The organism is Photobacterium sp. GJ3 (genome assembly GCF_018199995.1).
GTDB lineage: Bacteria > Pseudomonadota > Gammaproteobacteria > Enterobacterales > Vibrionaceae > Photobacterium.
In genome coordinates this window covers 171,181-188,440 of sequence record NZ_CP073578.1, presented here as the reverse complement: position 1 = coordinate 188,440, position 17,260 = coordinate 171,181, and the positions used below count along the sequence as shown (strand labels likewise).

The 17,260-nt window shown below is 51.7% G+C and carries 5 protein-coding genes, 6 tRNA genes and 5 rRNA genes; all 16 read right to left on the bottom strand.

Annotated elements, in window-relative coordinates; all coding sequences use genetic code 11:
• Positions 1 to 8: 8 nt before the first annotated feature.
• The 16 genes from KDD30_RS00930 to cysD all read right to left on the bottom strand — a co-directional run bounded on the left by KDD30_RS00930 (position 9) and on the right by cysD (position 17,255).
• Positions 9 to 2,892, bottom strand: a 23S ribosomal RNA gene (locus KDD30_RS00930).
• A 267-nt stretch (positions 2,893 to 3,159) separates the two neighbouring features.
• Positions 3,160 to 3,235, bottom strand: a tRNA-Ala gene (locus KDD30_RS00925).
• A 32-nt stretch (positions 3,236 to 3,267) separates the two neighbouring features.
• Positions 3,268 to 3,342 (bottom strand) — tRNA-Val (locus KDD30_RS00920).
• A gap of 27 nt (positions 3,343 to 3,369) precedes the next feature.
• Positions 3,370 to 3,445: transfer RNA gene (locus KDD30_RS00915), tRNA-Lys, on the bottom strand.
• Between the two features lies 1 nt (position 3,446).
• A tRNA-Glu gene (locus KDD30_RS00910) sits at positions 3,447 to 3,522 on the bottom strand.
• 125 nt (positions 3,523 to 3,647) lie between these two features.
• A 16S ribosomal RNA gene (locus tag KDD30_RS00905) occupies positions 3,648 to 5,199 on the bottom strand.
• A gap of 404 nt (positions 5,200 to 5,603) precedes the next feature.
• Positions 5,604 to 5,719 (bottom strand): 5S ribosomal RNA (gene rrf / locus KDD30_RS00900).
• Positions 5,720 to 5,960: 241 nt separating this feature from the next.
• Positions 5,961 to 8,846, bottom strand: a 23S ribosomal RNA gene (locus KDD30_RS00895).
• Positions 8,847 to 9,199: 353 nt separating this feature from the next.
• Positions 9,200 to 9,275: transfer RNA gene (locus KDD30_RS00890), tRNA-Ala, on the bottom strand.
• Between the two features lie 45 nt (positions 9,276 to 9,320).
• Positions 9,321 to 9,397, bottom strand: a tRNA-Ile gene (locus tag KDD30_RS00885).
• 70 nt (positions 9,398 to 9,467) lie between these two features.
• A 16S ribosomal RNA gene (locus tag KDD30_RS00880) occupies positions 9,468 to 11,033 on the bottom strand.
• Together the 16S, 23S and 5S rRNA genes with 6 tRNA genes alongside form the textbook arrangement of a ribosomal RNA operon.
• 744 nt (positions 11,034 to 11,777) lie before the next feature.
• Complete coding sequence (cysQ, locus tag KDD30_RS00875) at positions 11,778 to 12,518, bottom strand: 3'(2'),5'-bisphosphate nucleotidase CysQ (protein ID WP_211646967.1); 741 nt, start codon at positions 12,516 to 12,518, stop codon at positions 11,778 to 11,780.
• 15 nt (positions 12,519 to 12,533) lie between these two features.
• Positions 12,534 to 13,151 carry an adenylyl-sulfate kinase gene (gene cysC / locus KDD30_RS00870; protein ID WP_211646966.1) on the bottom strand — a complete coding sequence of 206 codons (618 nt, stop codon included), beginning with the start codon at positions 13,149 to 13,151 and terminating at the stop codon, positions 12,534 to 12,536.
• Between the two features lie 24 nt (positions 13,152 to 13,175).
• Positions 13,176 to 14,903, bottom strand: a complete 1,728-nt coding sequence (locus KDD30_RS00865; protein WP_211646965.1) for an SLC13 family permease — start codon at positions 14,901 to 14,903, stop codon at positions 13,176 to 13,178.
• 7 nt (positions 14,904 to 14,910) lie between these two features.
• Positions 14,911 to 16,335 (bottom strand): sulfate adenylyltransferase subunit CysN, encoded by a 1,425-nt coding sequence (gene cysN / locus KDD30_RS00860; RefSeq protein ID WP_211646964.1) that lies wholly within the window; start codon positions 16,333 to 16,335, stop codon positions 14,911 to 14,913.
• Between the two features lie 11 nt (positions 16,336 to 16,346).
• Positions 16,347 to 17,255 carry a sulfate adenylyltransferase subunit CysD gene (gene cysD / locus KDD30_RS00855; protein ID WP_211646963.1) on the bottom strand — a complete coding sequence of 303 codons (909 nt, stop codon included), beginning with the start codon at positions 17,253 to 17,255 and terminating at the stop codon, positions 16,347 to 16,349.
• Positions 17,256 to 17,260 lie beyond the last annotated feature (5 nt).

Here is a 17,260-nt window from a genome sequence, read left to right as displayed (position 1 = left end):
GGTGTTGTATGGTTAAGCCTCACGGGCAATTAGTACAGGTTAGCTGAGCGCCTCACAACGCTTACACACCCTGCCTATCAACGTTCTAGTCTCGAACAGCCCTTCAGGAGACTTAAAGTCTCAGGGATGACTCATCTCAGGGCCAGCTTCCCGCTTAGATGCTTTCAGCGGTTATCTGTTCCGAACTTAGCTACCGGGCAATGCGTCTGGCGACACAACCCGAACACCAGCGGTTCGTTCACTCCGGTCCTCTCGTACTAGGAGCAACTCCCTTCAATCATCCAGCGCCCACGGCAGATAGGGACCGAACTGTCTCACGACGTTCTAAACCCAGCTCGCGTACCACTTTAAATGGCGAACAGCCATACCCTTGGGACCGACTTCAGCCCCAGGATGTGATGAGCCGACATCGAGGTGCCAAACACCGCCGTCGATATGAACTCTTGGGCGGTATCAGCCTGTTATCCCCGGAGTACCTTTTATCCGTTGAGCGATGGCCCTTCCATTCAGAACCACCGGATCACTATGACCTGCTTTCGCACCTGCTCGAACCGTCATTCTCGCAGTTAAGCGGGCTTATGCCATTGCACTAACCTCACGATGTCCGACCGTGATTAGCCCACCTTCGTGCTCCTCCGTTACGCTTTGGGAGGAGACCGCCCCAGTCAAACTACCCACCAGGCACTGTCCGCACCCCGGATAACGGGGCGACGTTAGAACATCAACACGACAAGGGTGGTATTTCAAGGACGGCTCCACAGATACTGGCGTACCTGCTTCGAAGCCTCCCACCTATCCTACACATGTAGGGTCAATGTTCAGTGCCAAGCTGTAGTAAAGGTTCACGGGTCTTTCCGTCTAGCCGCGGGACGCAGCATCTTCACTGCGATTTCAATTTCACTGAGTCTCGGGTGGAGACAGCGTGGCCATCATTACGCCATTCGTGCAGGTCGGAACTTACCCGACAAGGAATTTCGCTACCTTAGGACCGTTATAGTTACGGCCGCCGTTTACCGGGGCTTCGATCAAGAGCTTCTCCGAAGATAACCCCATCAATTAACCTTCCGGCACCGGGCAGGCGTCACACCGTATACGTCATCTTTCGATTTTGCACAGTGCTGTGTTTTTAATAAACAGTTGCAGCCACCTGGTATCTGCGACTGCCAGCAGCTCTAAGAGCGAGTCTCTTCACCGCCGGCAGCGTACCTTCTCCCGAAGTTACGGTACCATTTTGCCTAGTTCCTTCACCCGAGTTCTCTCAAGCGCCTTGGTATTCTCTACCCGACCACCTGTGTCGGTTTGGGGTACGATTCCTTACTATCTGAAGCTTAGAGGCTTTTCCCGGAAGCATGGCATCAATGACTTCACCACCGTGGTGGCTCGACATCGGGTCTCAGCCTTAAAGATGGTCCGGATTTGCCTAAACCATCAGCCTACACCCTTGAACCGGGACAACCGTCGCCCGGCCCACCTAGCCTTCTCCGTCCCCCCATCGCAATAGTAAGCAGTACGGGAATATTAACCCGTTTCCCATCGACTACGCCTTTCGGCCTCGCCTTAGGGGTCGACTCACCCTGCCCCGATTAACGTTGGACAGGAACCCTTGGTCTTCCGGCGTGGAGGTTTTTCACCCCCATTGTCGTTACTCATGTCAGCATTCGCACTTCTGATACGTCCAGCATGCCTTACAGCACACCTTCAGCCGCTTACAGAACGCTCCCCTACCCAATACGATAAATCGCATTGCCGCAGCTTCGGTGTATCACTTAGCCCCGTTAAATCTTCCGCGCAGGCCGACTCGACCAGTGAGCTATTACGCTTTCTTTAAATGATGGCTGCTTCTAAGCCAACATCCTGGCTGTCTGAGCCTTCCCACATCGTTTCCCACTTAGTGATACTTTGGGACCTTAGCTGGCGGTCTGGGTTGTTTCCCTCTCCACGACGGACGTTAGCACCCGCCGTGTGTCTCCCGGATAGTACTTACTGGTATTCGGAGTTTGCAAAGGGTTGGTAAGTCGGGATGACCCCCTAGCCTTAACAGTGCTCTACCCCCAGTAGTATTCGTCCGAGGCGCTACCTAAATAGCTTTCGGGGAGAACCAGCTATCTCCAGGTTTGATTGGCCTTTCACCCCTAGCCACAAGTCATCCGCTAATTTTTCAACATTAGTCGGTTCGGTCCTCCAGTAAGTGTTACCTCACCTTCAACCTGCCCATGGCTAGATCACCTGGTTTCGGGTCTAATCCCAGCAACTGTACGCCCAGTTAAGACTCGGTTTCCCTACGGCTCCCCTAGATGGTTAACCTTGCTACTGAAATTAAGTCGCTGACCCATTATACAAAAGGTACGCAGTCACCCCGAAGGGCTCCTACTGCTTGTACGTACACGGTTTCAGGTTCTATTTCACTCCCCTCACAGGGGTTCTTTTCGCCTTTCCCTCACGGTACTGGTTCACTATCGGTCAGTCAGGAGTATTTAGCCTTGGAGGATGGTCCCCCCATCTTCAGACAAGATAACACGTGTCCCGTCCTACTCGTTTTCACGTTTAAGGTATCGTCGGTTACGGGGCTGTCACCCTGTATCGCGGCACTTTCCAGAGCCTTCACCTGACACAAAAAACGCTTAAGGGCTAATCCGGTTTCGCTCGCCGCTACTGCCGGAATCTCGGTTGATTTCTCTTCCTCGGGGTACTTAGATGTTTCAGTTCCCCCGGTTCGCCTCATCAGGCTATGTATTCACCTGATGATAACTGCTTATGCAGCTGGGTTTCCCCATTCGGAAATCGGTGACTCAAGTGGCTCTTACTGCCTCATCACCGCTTATCGCAAGTTAGTACGTCCTTCATCGCCTCTGACTGCCCAGGCATCCACCGTGTACGCTTAGTCACTTAACCATACAACCCCAAAGGGTCTGTATCGCAAACAACCAAGGTTTGATTTGTTTCGCCGGACTCACTTTGTGTTCACTTTGGAAAGTGAAAACAAAAAATACAAGACACTTGAATGTGTATTGCTTGAGAACTCTGTTTCTTTCGAAACAGTTTGATTCAATCGTCATATCGATTGAATTACTAGTCAGCTTTCCAGATTGTTAAAGAGCATTGTGAATTATCAAGTGATAACCACTTTTTAAAGATTCTTAAGGAAAAACCTTGAAAGAGTGGTGGAGCTAGGCGGGATCGAACCGCCGACCTCTTGCATGCCATGCAAGCGCTCTCCCAGCTGAGCTATAGCCCCTCCGTCTGGGCTTCTTTCTGCAAGAGAAAGAATGGTGGGCGATACCGGGCTCGAACCAGTGACCCCTCCTTGTAAGGGAGGTGCTCTCCCAACTGAGCTAATCGCCCACTGTGTTTTACATTCCGTGGCAGGAATGGTGGGTCGTGCAGGATTCGAACCTGCGACCAATTGATTAAAAGTCAACTGCTCTACCAACTGAGCTAACGACCCATGGCGTCCCGTAGGGGAGTCGAACCCCTGTTACCGCCGTGAAAGGGCGGTGTCCTAGGCCTCTAGACGAACGGGACTAAATTTTTTGTCAGCGAAACATATTTCGCTCACTCATACTGATGCTGTTGGGCAGCACCAGTGGCTCTCTACATTTCGACCAGGCAATCTGTGTGGACACTGCGATAACAACGCAGTCTTTAGGTAAGGAGGTGATCCAGCCCCAGGTTCCCCTAGGGCTACCTTGTTACGACTTCACCCCAGTCATGAACCACACCGTGGTAAACGCCCTCCCGAAGGTTAAGCTATCTACTTCTGGTGCAGCCCACTCCCATGGTGTGACGGGCGGTGTGTACAAGGCCCGGGAACGTATTCACCGTGGCATTCTGATCCACGATTACTAGCGATTCCGACTTCATGGAGTCGAGTTGCAGACTCCAATCCGGACTACGACGTACTTTGTGGGATTCGCTCACTATCGCTAGTTGGCTGCCCTCTGTATACGCCATTGTAGCACGTGTGTAGCCCTACTCGTAAGGGCCATGATGACTTGACGTCGTCCCCACCTTCCTCCGGTTTATCACCGGCAGTCTCCCTGGAGTTCCCACCCGAAGTGCTGGCAAACAAGGATAAGGGTTGCGCTCGTTGCGGGACTTAACCCAACATTTCACAACACGAGCTGACGACAGCCATGCAGCACCTGTCTCAGAGTTCCCGAAGGCACCGATCCATCTCTGGAAAGTTCTCTGGATGTCAAGAGTAGGTAAGGTTCTTCGCGTTGCATCGAATTAAACCACATGCTCCACCGCTTGTGCGGGCCCCCGTCAATTCATTTGAGTTTTAATCTTGCGACCGTACTCCCCAGGCGGTCTACTTAACGCGTTAGCTCCGAAAGCCAGTGTTCAAGACACCAACCTCCAAGTAGACATCGTTTACGGCGTGGACTACCAGGGTATCTAATCCTGTTTGCTCCCCACGCTTTCGCATCTGAGCGTCAGTCTTTGTCCAGGGGGCCGCCTTCGCCACCGGTATTCCTTCAGATCTCTACGCATTTCACCGCTACACCTGAAATTCTACCCCCCTCTACAAGACTCTAGCATGCCAGTTCCAAATGCGATTCCGAGGTTGAGCCCCGGGCTTTCACATCTGGCTTAACACGCCGCCTGCATGCGCTTTACGCCCAGTAATTCCGATTAACGCTCGCACCCTCCGTATTACCGCGGCTGCTGGCACGGAGTTAGCCGGTGCTTCTTCTGCAGCTAACGTCAAAGATGGTATCTATTAAACACCACCTCTTCCTCACTGCTGAAAGTGCTTTACAACCCGAAGGCCTTCTTCACACACGCGGCATGGCTGCATCAGGGTTTCCCCCATTGTGCAATATTCCCCACTGCTGCCTCCCGTAGGAGTCTGGACCGTGTCTCAGTTCCAGTGTGGCTGATCATCCTCTCAGACCAGCTAGGGATCGTCGCCTAGGTGAGCCGTTACCCCACCTACTAGCTAATCCCACCTGGGCCAATCTTAGCGCGCGAGGCCCGAAGGTCCCCCGCTTTGCTCCGTAGAGATTATGCGGTATTAGCCATCGTTTCCAATGGTTATCCCCCACACTAAGGCATGTTCCCAGGCATTACTCACCCGTCCGCCGCTCGCCGCCCATCAACGCACCCGAAGGATTGGTGATGTCGCTGCCGCTCGACTTGCATGTGTTAGGCCTGCCGCCAGCGTTCAATCTGAGCCATGATCAAACTCTTCAATTAGAATTTTGTTGCCTCTCCGAAGAGAAGCGGCTCAGTGATTACTGATGTTTCAACCGAAGTTGAAACGAATTGACTGTGCCGGTAACTCTTTCAAGAAAGTGCTACCAATTGGTCACTCAGCTCACTGATAAAATCTTTTGACTGTATCATTGTCGAGTGCCCACACAGATTGCATGGTCAAATTGTTAAAGAACGTTGACTTTCAATGCTTTAGCGCGTTTCGCTTCAGCAAGTCAGGACGCGTATATTACGCTTCCCTCATTTGAAGTCAAGACAAAATTTTCATCTTTTTTATCCCGGTGAATTCCCGGTCAAAAGCAAAAAACTCTGTGTTGACTCCGCTCACCCCGGCGGGGTTCGAGCGAAGAAAAAGCCCGTCGCCGGACGGGTCTTTCAAAGAGAGAGCCTGGCGATGTCCTACTCTCACATGGGGAGACCCCACACTACCATCGGCGCTGCTGCGTTTCACGTCTGAGTTCGGCATGGGATCAGGTGGGTCCACAGCGCTATGGTCGCCAGGCAAAATCGGTGTGATTATCCCGCTGGTGAGAATCAATCCTGACGGTATTGCCTGCCTCCTTCACTCAGTTATGTACTCATGTACACGCCTTCGTTCAGTGCGTGGGCGGCTTTGTCAGCCTTGATCCTTCCTGCGCACCCTGGGCACGCAGTTCGGGACAATCTCTGGAAAACTGTCTAGTGTTCTCAGCACATCATTCAAGTGCTTATGGAGTCCGTACTTCAAACCCTTTGGGTGTTGTATGGTTAAGCCTCACGGGCAATTAGTACAGGTTAGCTGAGCGCCTCACAACGCTTACACACCCTGCCTATCAACGTTCTAGTCTCGAACAGCCCTTCAGGAGACTTAAAGTCTCAGGGATGACTCATCTCAGGGCCAGCTTCCCGCTTAGATGCTTTCAGCGGTTATCTGTTCCGAACTTAGCTACCGGGCAATGCGTCTGGCGACACAACCCGAACACCAGCGGTTCGTTCACTCCGGTCCTCTCGTACTAGGAGCAACTCCCTTCAATCATCCAGCGCCCACGGCAGATAGGGACCGAACTGTCTCACGACGTTCTAAACCCAGCTCGCGTACCACTTTAAATGGCGAACAGCCATACCCTTGGGACCGACTTCAGCCCCAGGATGTGATGAGCCGACATCGAGGTGCCAAACACCGCCGTCGATATGAACTCTTGGGCGGTATCAGCCTGTTATCCCCGGAGTACCTTTTATCCGTTGAGCGATGGCCCTTCCATTCAGAACCACCGGATCACTATGACCTGCTTTCGCACCTGCTCGAACCGTCATTCTCGCAGTTAAGCGGGCTTATGCCATTGCACTAACCTCACGATGTCCGACCGTGATTAGCCCACCTTCGTGCTCCTCCGTTACGCTTTGGGAGGAGACCGCCCCAGTCAAACTACCCACCAGGCACTGTCCGCACCCCGGATAACGGGGCGACGTTAGAACATCAACACGACAAGGGTGGTATTTCAAGGACGGCTCCACAGATACTGGCGTACCTGCTTCGAAGCCTCCCACCTATCCTACACATGTAGGGTCAATGTTCAGTGCCAAGCTGTAGTAAAGGTTCACGGGGTCTTTCCGTCTAGCCGCGGGGACGCAGCATCTTCACTGCGATTTCAATTTCACTGAGTCTCGGGTGGAGACAGCGTGGCCATCATTACGCCATTCGTGCAGGTCGGAACTTACCCGACAAGGAATTTCGCTACCTTAGGACCGTTATAGTTACGGCCGCCGTTTACCGGGGCTTCGATCAAGAGCTTCTCCGAAGATAACCCCATCAATTAACCTTCCGGCACCGGGCAGGCGTCACACCGTATACGTCATCTTTCGATTTTGCACAGTGCTGTGTTTTTAATAAACAGTTGCAGCCACCTGGTATCTGCGACTGCCAGCAGCTCTAAGAGCGAGTCTCTTCACCGCCGGCAGCGTACCTTCTCCCGAAGTTACGGTACCATTTTGCCTAGTTCCTTCACCCGAGTTCTCTCAAGCGCCTTGGTATTCTCTACCCGACCACCTGTGTCGGTTTGGGGTACGATTCCTTACTATCTGAAGCTTAGAGGCTTTTCCCGGAAGCATGGCATCAATGACTTCACCACCGTGGTGGCTCGACATCGGGTCTCAGCCTTAAAGATGGTCCGGATTTGCCTAAACCATCAGCCTACACCCTTGAACCGGGACAACCGTCGCCCGGCCCACCTAGCCTTCTCCGTCCCCCCATCGCAATAGTAAGCAGTACGGGAATATTAACCCGTTTCCCATCGACTACGCCTTTCGGCCTCGCCTTAGGGGTCGACTCACCCTGCCCCGATTAACGTTGGACAGGAACCCTTGGTCTTCCGGCGTGGAGGTTTTTCACCCCCATTGTCGTTACTCATGTCAGCATTCGCACTTCTGATACGTCCAGCATGCCTTACAGCACACCTTCAGCCGCTTACAGAACGCTCCCCTACCCAATACGATAAATCGCATTGCCGCAGCTTCGGTGTATCACTTAGCCCCGTTAAATCTTCCGCGCAGGCCGACTCGACCAGTGAGCTATTACGCTTTCTTTAAATGATGGCTGCTTCTAAGCCAACATCCTGGCTGTCTGAGCCTTCCCACATCGTTTCCCACTTAGTGATACTTTGGGACCTTAGCTGGCGGTCTGGGTTGTTTCCCTCTCCACGACGGACGTTAGCACCCGCCGTGTGTCTCCCGGATAGTACTTACTGGTATTCGGAGTTTGCAAAGGGTTGGTAAGTCGGGATGACCCCCTAGCCTTAACAGTGCTCTACCCCCAGTAGTATTCGTCCGAGGCGCTACCTAAATAGCTTTCGGGGAGAACCAGCTATCTCCAGGTTTGATTGGCCTTTCACCCCTAGCCACAAGTCATCCGCTAATTTTTCAACATTAGTCGGTTCGGTCCTCCAGTAAGTGTTACCTCACCTTCAACCTGCCCATGGCTAGATCACCTGGTTTCGGGTCTAATCCCAGCAACTGTACGCCCAGTTAAGACTCGGTTTCCCTACGGCTCCCCTAGATGGTTAACCTTGCTACTGAAATTAAGTCGCTGACCCATTATACAAAAGGTACGCAGTCACCCCGAAGGGCTCCTACTGCTTGTACGTACACGGTTTCAGGTTCTATTTCACTCCCCTCACAGGGGTTCTTTTCGCCTTTCCCTCACGGTACTGGTTCACTATCGGTCAGTCAGGAGTATTTAGCCTTGGAGGATGGTCCCCCCATCTTCAGACAAGATAACACGTGTCCCGTCCTACTCGTTTTCACGTTTAAGGTATCGTCGGTTACGGGGCTGTCACCCTGTATCGCGGCACTTTCCAGAGCCTTCACCTGACACAAAAAACGCTTAAGGGCTAATCCGGTTTCGCTCGCCGCTACTGCCGGAATCTCGGTTGATTTCTCTTCCTCGGGGTACTTAGATGTTTCAGTTCCCCCGGTTCGCCTCATCAGGCTATGTATTCACCTGATGATAACTGCTTATGCAGCTGGGTTTCCCCATTCGGAAATCGGTGACTCAAGTGGCTCTTACTGCCTCATCACCGCTTATCGCAAGTTAGTACGTCCTTCATCGCCTCTGACTGCCCAGGCATCCACCGTGTACGCTTAGTCACTTAACCATACAACCCCAAAGGGTCTGTATCGCAAACAACCAAGGTTTGATTTGTTTCGCCGGACTCACTTTGTGTTCACTTTGGAAAGTGAAAACAAAAAATACAAGACACTTGAATGTGTATTGCTTGAGAACTCTGTTTCTTTCGAAACAGTTTGATTCAATCGTCATATCGATTGAATTACTAGTCAGCTTTCCAGATTGTTAAAGAGCATTGTGAATTATCAAGTGATAACCACTTTTTAAAGATTCTTAAGGAAAAACCTTGAAAGAGTGGACCCAATGATTCTGAGACAAGGCGTGAGGTTCCGACGTTTAGGTTGCTAAACGAGGAATCGCACAACGCGGTATCAGAGAAATTGGTGGAGCTAAGCAGGATCGAACTGCTGACCTCCTGCGTGCAAGGCAGGCGCTCTCCCAGCTGAGCTATAGCCCCATCGAGTATTGCAAGAGTGTTCAACCACTGTGTTTGGGAAAACAGTGGTGGGTCTGAGTGGACTTGAACCACCGACCTCACCCTTATCAGGGGTGCGCTCTAACCACCTGAGCTACAGACCCTTCTCTTGCGCTCTTTACATTTTAACCAGGCAATCTGTGTGGACACTGCGTCAACAACGCAGTCTTTAGGTAAGGAGGTGATCCAGCCCCAGGTTCCCCTAGGGCTACCTTGTTACGACTTCACCCCAGTCATGAACCACACCGTGGTAAACGCCCTCCCGAAGGTTAAGCTATCTACTTCTGGTGCAGCCCACTCCCATGGTGTGACGGGCGGTGTGTACAAGGCCCGGGAACGTATTCACCGTGGCATTCTGATCCACGATTACTAGCGATTCCGACTTCATGGAGTCGAGTTGCAGACTCCAATCCGGACTACGACGTACTTTGTGGGATTCGCTCACTATCGCTAGTTGGCCGCCCTCTGTATACGCCATTGTAGCACGTGTGTAGCCCTACTCGTAAGGGCCATGATGACTTGACGTCGTCCCCACCTTCCTCCGGTTTATCACCGGCAGTCTCCCTGGAGTTCCCACCCGAAGTGCTGGCAAACAAGGATAAGGGTTGCGCTCGTTGCGGGACTTAACCCAACATTTCACAACACGAGCTGACGACAGCCATGCAGCACCTGTCTCAGAGTTCCCGAAGGCACCAATCCATCTCTGGAAAGTTCTCTGGATGTCAAGAGTAGGTAAGGTTCTTCGCGTTGCATCGAATTAAACCACATGCTCCACCGCTTGTGCGGGCCCCCGTCAATTCATTTGAGTTTTAATCTTGCGACCGTACTCCCCAGGCGGTCTACTTAACGCGTTAGCTCCGAAAGCCAGTGTTCAAGACACCAACCTCCAAGTAGACATCGTTTACGGCGTGGACTACCAGGGTATCTAATCCTGTTTGCTCCCCACGCTTTCGCATCTGAGCGTCAGTCTTTGTCCAGGGGGCCGCCTTCGCCACCGGTATTCCTTCAGATCTCTACGCATTTCACCGCTACACCTGAAATTCTACCCCCCTCTACAAGACTCTAGCATGCCAGTTCCAAATGCGATTCCGAGGTTGAGCCCCGGGCTTTCACATCTGGCTTAACACGCCGCCTGCATGCGCTTTACGCCCAGTAATTCCGATTAACGCTCGCACCCTCCGTATTACCGCGGCTGCTGGCACGGAGTTAGCCGGTGCTTCTTCTGCAGCTAACGTCAAAGATGGTATCTATTAAACACCACCTCTTCCTCACTACTGAAAGTGCTTTACAACCCGAAGGCCTTCTTCACACACGCGGCATGGCTGCATCAGGGTTTCCCCCATTGTGCAATATTCCCCACTGCTGCCTCCCGTAGGAGTCTGGACCGTGTCTCAGTTCCAGTGTGGCTGATCATCCTCTCAGACCAGCTAGGGATCGTCGCCTAGGTGAGCCGTTACCCCACCTACTAGCTAATCCCACCTGGGCCAATCTTAGCGCGCGAGGCCCGAAGGTCCCCCGCTTTGCTCCCATCTCGTAAAAGAAAGGAGATTATGCGGTATTAGCCATCGTTTCCAATGGTTATCCCCCACACTAAGGCATGTTCCCAGGCATTACTCACCCGTCCGCCGCTCGCCGCCCATCAACGCACCCGAAGGATTGTTGATGTCGCTGCCGCTCGACTTGCATGTGTTAAGCCTGCCGCCAGCGTTCAATCTGAGCCATGATCAAACTCTTCAATTAGAATTTTGTTGCCTCTCCGAAGAGAAGCGGCTCAGTGATTACTGATGTTTCAACCGTAGTTGAAACGAATTGACTGTGCCGGTAACCCTTTCAAGAAAGTGCTACCAATTGGTCACTCAGTTCACTGATAAAATCTTTTGACTGTATCATTGTCGAGTGCCCACACAGATTGCATGGTCAAATTGTTAAAGAACGTTGACTCAACATTTAACTCGTTGGTCAGAGGCTGCATATAATACCGAGCCATCTTTCTCAGTCAAGCTTTATTTTCAAATATTTTTTCGAAAACCTTCTTAACCAAGCCCTCACTAAGCAAAACATCAGGATTTAAAGCCTTGAGCCGTATTTCCTAGCGAGGATGCGCATTTTACAAAAACAAAAAACACTGTCAACCAGATTTTTCAGTTCTTTTTGCGCCCTTTCAGTTCATCACAAGTTATACACAAGTTACGAAGAACTTATTCAAAACCTGCTCTGCCCTGTCAGTGAGGCGGCATTATAAGGAGCTTTCTCAACACGGCAAGTGTTTTTTGTATATTTTCTTACGAAAGACGAATAATCCAACTGAACGGCGTAAAAGATACAAAAAAGCAGCAAGAATCATGCTTTCAGTCTTTGGTGGCCACTTTGATGAAGTGAGAGGAAGACATAAAGGGAAGCTTTAGGAGTTGAAAAGATCTAGTGTGAATCCATACATTCATAAAAAATCCGCCACATATGGGTGGCGGACTAAAGGAAAGGGCCTTATAAGGCAACGAGAAAATAGGGATTAAGTAAGTCTTCACGGTCATAGCGTAAAGGCTCACCATTGAGTTGCGTGACCCGAGCGCCTGCACTTTCTGCAACGCACTGCCCTGCCGCCGTATCCCACATCATCGTAGGACCAAGACGTGGATAAAATTGCGCGCGTCCCTCTGCCACTAAACAGAACTTCAGGGATGAGCCAACTTCTGTCATTTTGTGCTGACCCAATTTTTCCAGAAAGGCAGCCATATCCGGGCTGGGATGAGAGCGACTACCGACGACAGTCGGGATGGTTGCCGTTCTGGCGCGGATCGGCTCACGCCCGGCTTTCGTTTGTAGCCATGCTTTGGAGCCATCAGCCAGCCATGTTTTGTCTAAGGCTGGCGCATGAACCACAGCAAGAACAGGTTTCCCTGCCTGAATCAGAGCAATATTGACCGTGAACTCCCCATTTCTGCGCAGAAATTCTTTTGTTCCGTCAAGCGGGTCAACCAACCAGAAGGTTTCCCAATGCTGACGCTCCTGCCATTCGGTATGGGCAGACTCTTCAGAAAGAACCGGGATCTCTGGTGTCAATTCAGACAGGTGGCGAATGATCACAGCATTAGCAGCCAGATCCGCTTCAGTGACAGGACTATTGTCCGCCTTTGCTTCAACCTGAACATTGCTGTGATAGCAATCCATAATGGCTTGCCCCGCTTCCAGGGCGACCTGATAAATCGACTCCAGTCTTGTGCTCACGCTTTCCTCCTTGTCTTATATAATGTGACGCTGCTTTAAAGCTTCCATACATCGTGTCACCAGTTCGTCCACAGATGCATGACCAGCCTGCAGGTGAATCTCTGGATTTTCCGGAGGTTGATACTCAGAGTCAATCCCGGTGAAGTCTTTGATCTCACCCGCTCTGGCTTTTTTATAGAGCCCTTTCGGGTCGCGCTTCTCGCATTCTGCCAGTGGTGTATCAACAAAGACTTCAATAAATTCCCCTTCCGGCAGAAGTTCGCGAACCAACTGACGTTCTTCACGGTGAGGAGAAATAAAAGCGGTTAAAACGATGAGGCCAGCATCAGCCATCAGCTTTGCCACTTCACCGATCCGGCGAATGTTCTCTTTCCTGTCTTCTGAAGAGAACCCCAGATCCTTGCAAAGCCCATGACGGACATTGTCGCCATCCAGCAGATAGGTATGGAAACCCTGCTCTGCCAAACGATTTTCCAAGGCACCAGCCACGGTGGATTTTCCTGCACCGCTCAACCCGGTAAACCAGAGGACACAAGGTTTCTGATTTTTCAACTGAGCACGCTGTGCTTTGTCTGTCTGGTGATTGTGCCAGACCACATTTTCATTTTCGTGGGATTGAACGACAGCGGTCATTGTACACTCCGTTGCTAGTACAGATTAAAAAGGAAAGAACTGCGGGATCAGTGTCAGGACCACAACCGAGTACATAATCGAGAATGGCAAGCCAATCCGAAGGTAATCCCGGAGTTTATAGTTCCCAACGGTATAGACGAGCAGATTCGTCTGATACCCGTAAGGTGAAATAAAGCTGGCACTGGCACCAAACAGCACCGCCATAATAAAGGGCATCGGATCGACGCCGTAGCTTAAGGCCAAACTATAGGCCAGCGGAAAGGACAGTGCTGCGGCAGCATTATTCGTCACCAATTCTGTCATTAACAATGTCAGCAGATAAACAGCCACCAGCCCGCCATAGACACCCCAGCCATTAAAGGACGTCATCATCATGTTACCCATCCGCTCCGACAATCCGCTGGACAACATGAGCTGTGCCAGAGAAAGCGCTGAACCGACAATCACAACAATATCAATCGGAAAACGACGACGGATTTCGGCAAAACTGATGATTCCTGTTGCCAGCAGCACCAGCAGATAACCAGCCAGACCTTTGATCAGTGGCAAAACATCCAGCAATGCAGCCATGATCACGGCAACAAAGCCGCCCAGTACCGCCATACTTTTCGTACTGTCGAGACGGGCACTGGAATCCAGGCCATTGATCAGCACAAACTCACGGTTCAGAGTTTGCTTCTTCTCATGAAAGGTTTTGCCGGGAACAATGACCAGTGTATCGCCCGGATGTAATTCAATGTTGCCCAGTCCGCCGGCCAGACGTTCATGGCCACGGCGGATCGCCACAACCACCGCATCAAAACGCTCACGAAACTGAACATCTTTCAGAGTCTTGCCGCGTATACCTGCCGAATGGCTGACGACCACTTCCATCATGGACTGGCCGTTGAGGTGATGCTGGCCGAATAGTTTCAGACCATCGATTTCCTGCAACGTGGTGACGCTTTCTATATCACCACAGAAGAGTAAGGTGTCTCCGGCCTCAATGATGGTTTCCGGGCATACCGGCGCGATGGTATTTCCACCACGGATAATTTCTGCCAGAAATAAGCGCCGCAAAGCACGCAGGCCATTATCAGAGACCGATCTTCCGGCCAGCGGAGCGCCAGAAACCACCTTTGCTTCCAGAAAATACGGTAAATCATCCTGACTGCTGTCGTCATAATTCGGCAGCAAGTGACTGAGCGGGATCAGGAGCATCAGCCCCGCGACCAATACAGCAAGTCCGATCATCGACGGCGCGAAAAAGCCCAAACTTGGCAACCCGGCATCTTCCACGAAGCTGTTGACGATCAGATTGGTTGAAGTGCCGATTAAGGTCAGGGTGCCGCCCAGAATTGCAGTATAGGATAACGGGATCAGCAAACGAGAGGGCGCATGACGCTGATTGCGTTTAATCGCCCCGATTAGTGACACAACCACAGCGGTGTTATTCGTAAAGGAGGACAAAAATGCCGTCGACAAGCCCAGCTTGGCTACGACTGTCTTTTGTCCGCCCTGAGAGATCTGGCGCCCGACCCAACTGATCAGGCGCGTTTTTTCAAGTGCAATGGAAACAAGAATCAGCAACACCAGCGTCAGCAATGATGCATTGGTAAAGTTCCCGGCCAAAGTCGACAGCTCAATCATCCCGGTCTGGAAGCCAACAAATGCTGCCCCCGCAAACAGAAATGCAGGCTTGATACGCGTGGTGATCAGACTCGTCACGATCACTAGCAGCATCCCGAGTACCAGGGCTTGTTCCCATGCCATAGGCTAATTACCCCAGCAACTTGCTGAGATCTTTCGCATCCCAGTGCGGGAAATGCTTCCGGATCAGAGCATTCAGTTCGACTTCAAATGCACTGTAGGTCTGTTGAGACGAGGCAGATTCAGCCAGCGCTTCACGAACCATGCCGGCACCCACAGTTACATTGGTGAGGCGATCAATCAGAATGAAACCACCGGTATCAGCGCAATTCTGATAGGCATCGATGGCAATGGCCTCATTCAGAGAGACTTCACATAACCCGATCCCGTTCAGCGGCAACACTTCGGTTTCAAAGGTGTCGAGATTATTGATATCCACCTGATGACGGATAGCGCTCACAGAACCCACCGTTTTCTTGCCTGCCACTTTCACATCATACTGACGGCCCGGTTGCAGCGGTGCTTCTGCCATCCACACAATATCAGCCAGCAGCTGATTGCTCAGGGGCACGTTGTCCTGTGCATGCACCAGGGTGTCGCCACGACTGATATCAATTTCATCCGCCAGTGTCAGCGTAATCGCCTGACCTGAATGCGCTTCCTCCAGATCTCCGTCAAAGGTCACAATCCGGGCAACCGTGGAAGTTTTACCGGATGGCAACGCTTTCACCGCATCCCCCACCTTCACAGTGCCAGATGCCAGCGTTCCCGCAAAACCACGGAAGTCGAGATTCGGACGGTTCACATACTGAACCGGGAATCGCAGCTCGCCGTCGGTCTTCTTATTCACTTCAACATTTTCCAGCAGTGTCAGCAGCGGCTCACCCGTGTACCAGGGCGTTTGCTCACTGGCGGTTACCACGTTATCGCCTTCCAGCGCCGACAACGGCACCAGCTGAATGTTGATGTCTGAATTCAGTTTTTCTGCAAACGTCAGATAATCATCACGGATTTGCTCGAAGCGTGATTGCTCAAAGCCCACCAGATCCATCTTGTTCACCGCCACAACAAACTGGCGAATGCCCAGCAGGCTGGCGATATAAGAATGACGACGTGTCTGATCCAGCACCCCTTTACGAGCATCAATCAGAATGACGGCGACATCACAGGTCGAAGCCCCTGTTGCCATATTACGGGTGTACTGCTCATGTCCCGGTGTATCTGCAATGATGAACTTGCGTTTCTGGGTCGAGAAATAGCGGTATGCGACATCAATGGTGATCCCCTGCTCACGCTCAGCCTGCAGACCATCCACCAGCAGCGCCAGATCCGGTTTGCTGCCTGTGGTGCCGACTTTCTGACTGTCGGCGTGAATCGCAGCCAGCTGATCTTCATAAATTTGCTGAGAATCATGCAGCAGGCGGCCGATCAGCGTACTTTTACCGTCATCGACCGAACCACAGGTCAGGAAACGAAGCAGGGACTTGTTCTGGTGCTGATCCAGATAGGCTTCAATGCCCAGCTCAGCTACTTGTTGTTGAATTGCGCTGTTCATGTCCCGACTCCTTAGAAATAACCCTGACGTTTCTTCAATTCCATTGACCCGGACTGATCGTGGTCGATCGCCCTGCCTTGACGTTCACTGGACGTCGCCACCAGCATTTCCTCAATAATTTCCGGTAACGTTCTGGCTTCAGATTCAATGGCACCGGTCAGCGGATAACAGCCCAGCGTCCGGAAACGCACGCTCTTTTGCTGGATTTCTTCGCCCGGACGCAGTTTCATCCGATCGTCATCCACCATGATCAGCATGCCGTCACGATCGACAACAGGACGAACTTCCGACAGGTACAGCGGCACGATATCGATGCCTTCCAGGTAGATGTATTGCCAGATGTCCAGTTCAGTCCAGTTCGACAGCGGGAAGACGCGAATGCTTTCGCCCTTGTTGATCTGGCCGTTGTAGGTTTTCCACAGTTCAGGACGCTGGTTCTTTGGATCCCAGGTATGGTTTTTGTCGCGGAAAGAATAGACACGCTCTTTCGCACGTGATTTTTCTTCGTCGCGGCGTGCGCCACCAAAGGCCGCATCAAAACCATATTGATTCAGTGCCTGCTTCAGGCCCTGGGTTTTCATAATGTCGGTATGCTTGGACGAACCGTGATCAAACGGATTGATCCCCATCGCCAGGCCTTCCGGATTTTTATGCACCAGCAAATCGAAACCGTATTTTTTTGCGGTGGCATCGCGGAACTCGATCATTTCGCGGAACTTCCAGTCGGTATCGACATGCAGCAGCGGAAACGGGATTTTGCCCGGATAAAATGCTTTGCGTGCCAGATGCAACATCACCGATGAGTCTTTCCCGATGGAGTACATCATGACTGGATTATCAAACTCAGCAGCGACTTCACGGATAATGTGAATACTCTCCGCTTCGAGCTGCTTAAGGTGGGTAAGGCGTTTCGGATCCATCTTTC

What these genes read in the sequence shown, in the direction of transcription:
- cysC (WP_211646966.1), bottom strand. Translation starts at nt 13,151, where the DNA reads ATGACCGCTGTCGTTCAATCCCACGAAAATGAAAATGTGGTCTGGCAC.
- KDD30_RS00865 (WP_211646965.1), bottom strand. Translation starts at nt 14,903, where the DNA reads ATGGCATGGGAACAAGCCCTGGTACTCGGGATGCTGCTAGTGATCGTG.
- cysN (WP_211646964.1), bottom strand. Translation starts at nt 16,335, where the DNA reads ATGAACAGCGCAATTCAACAACAAGTAGCTGAGCTGGGCATTGAAGCC.
- cysD (WP_211646963.1), bottom strand. Translation starts at nt 17,255, where the DNA reads ATGGATCCGAAACGCCTTACCCACCTTAAGCAGCTCGAAGCGGAGAGT.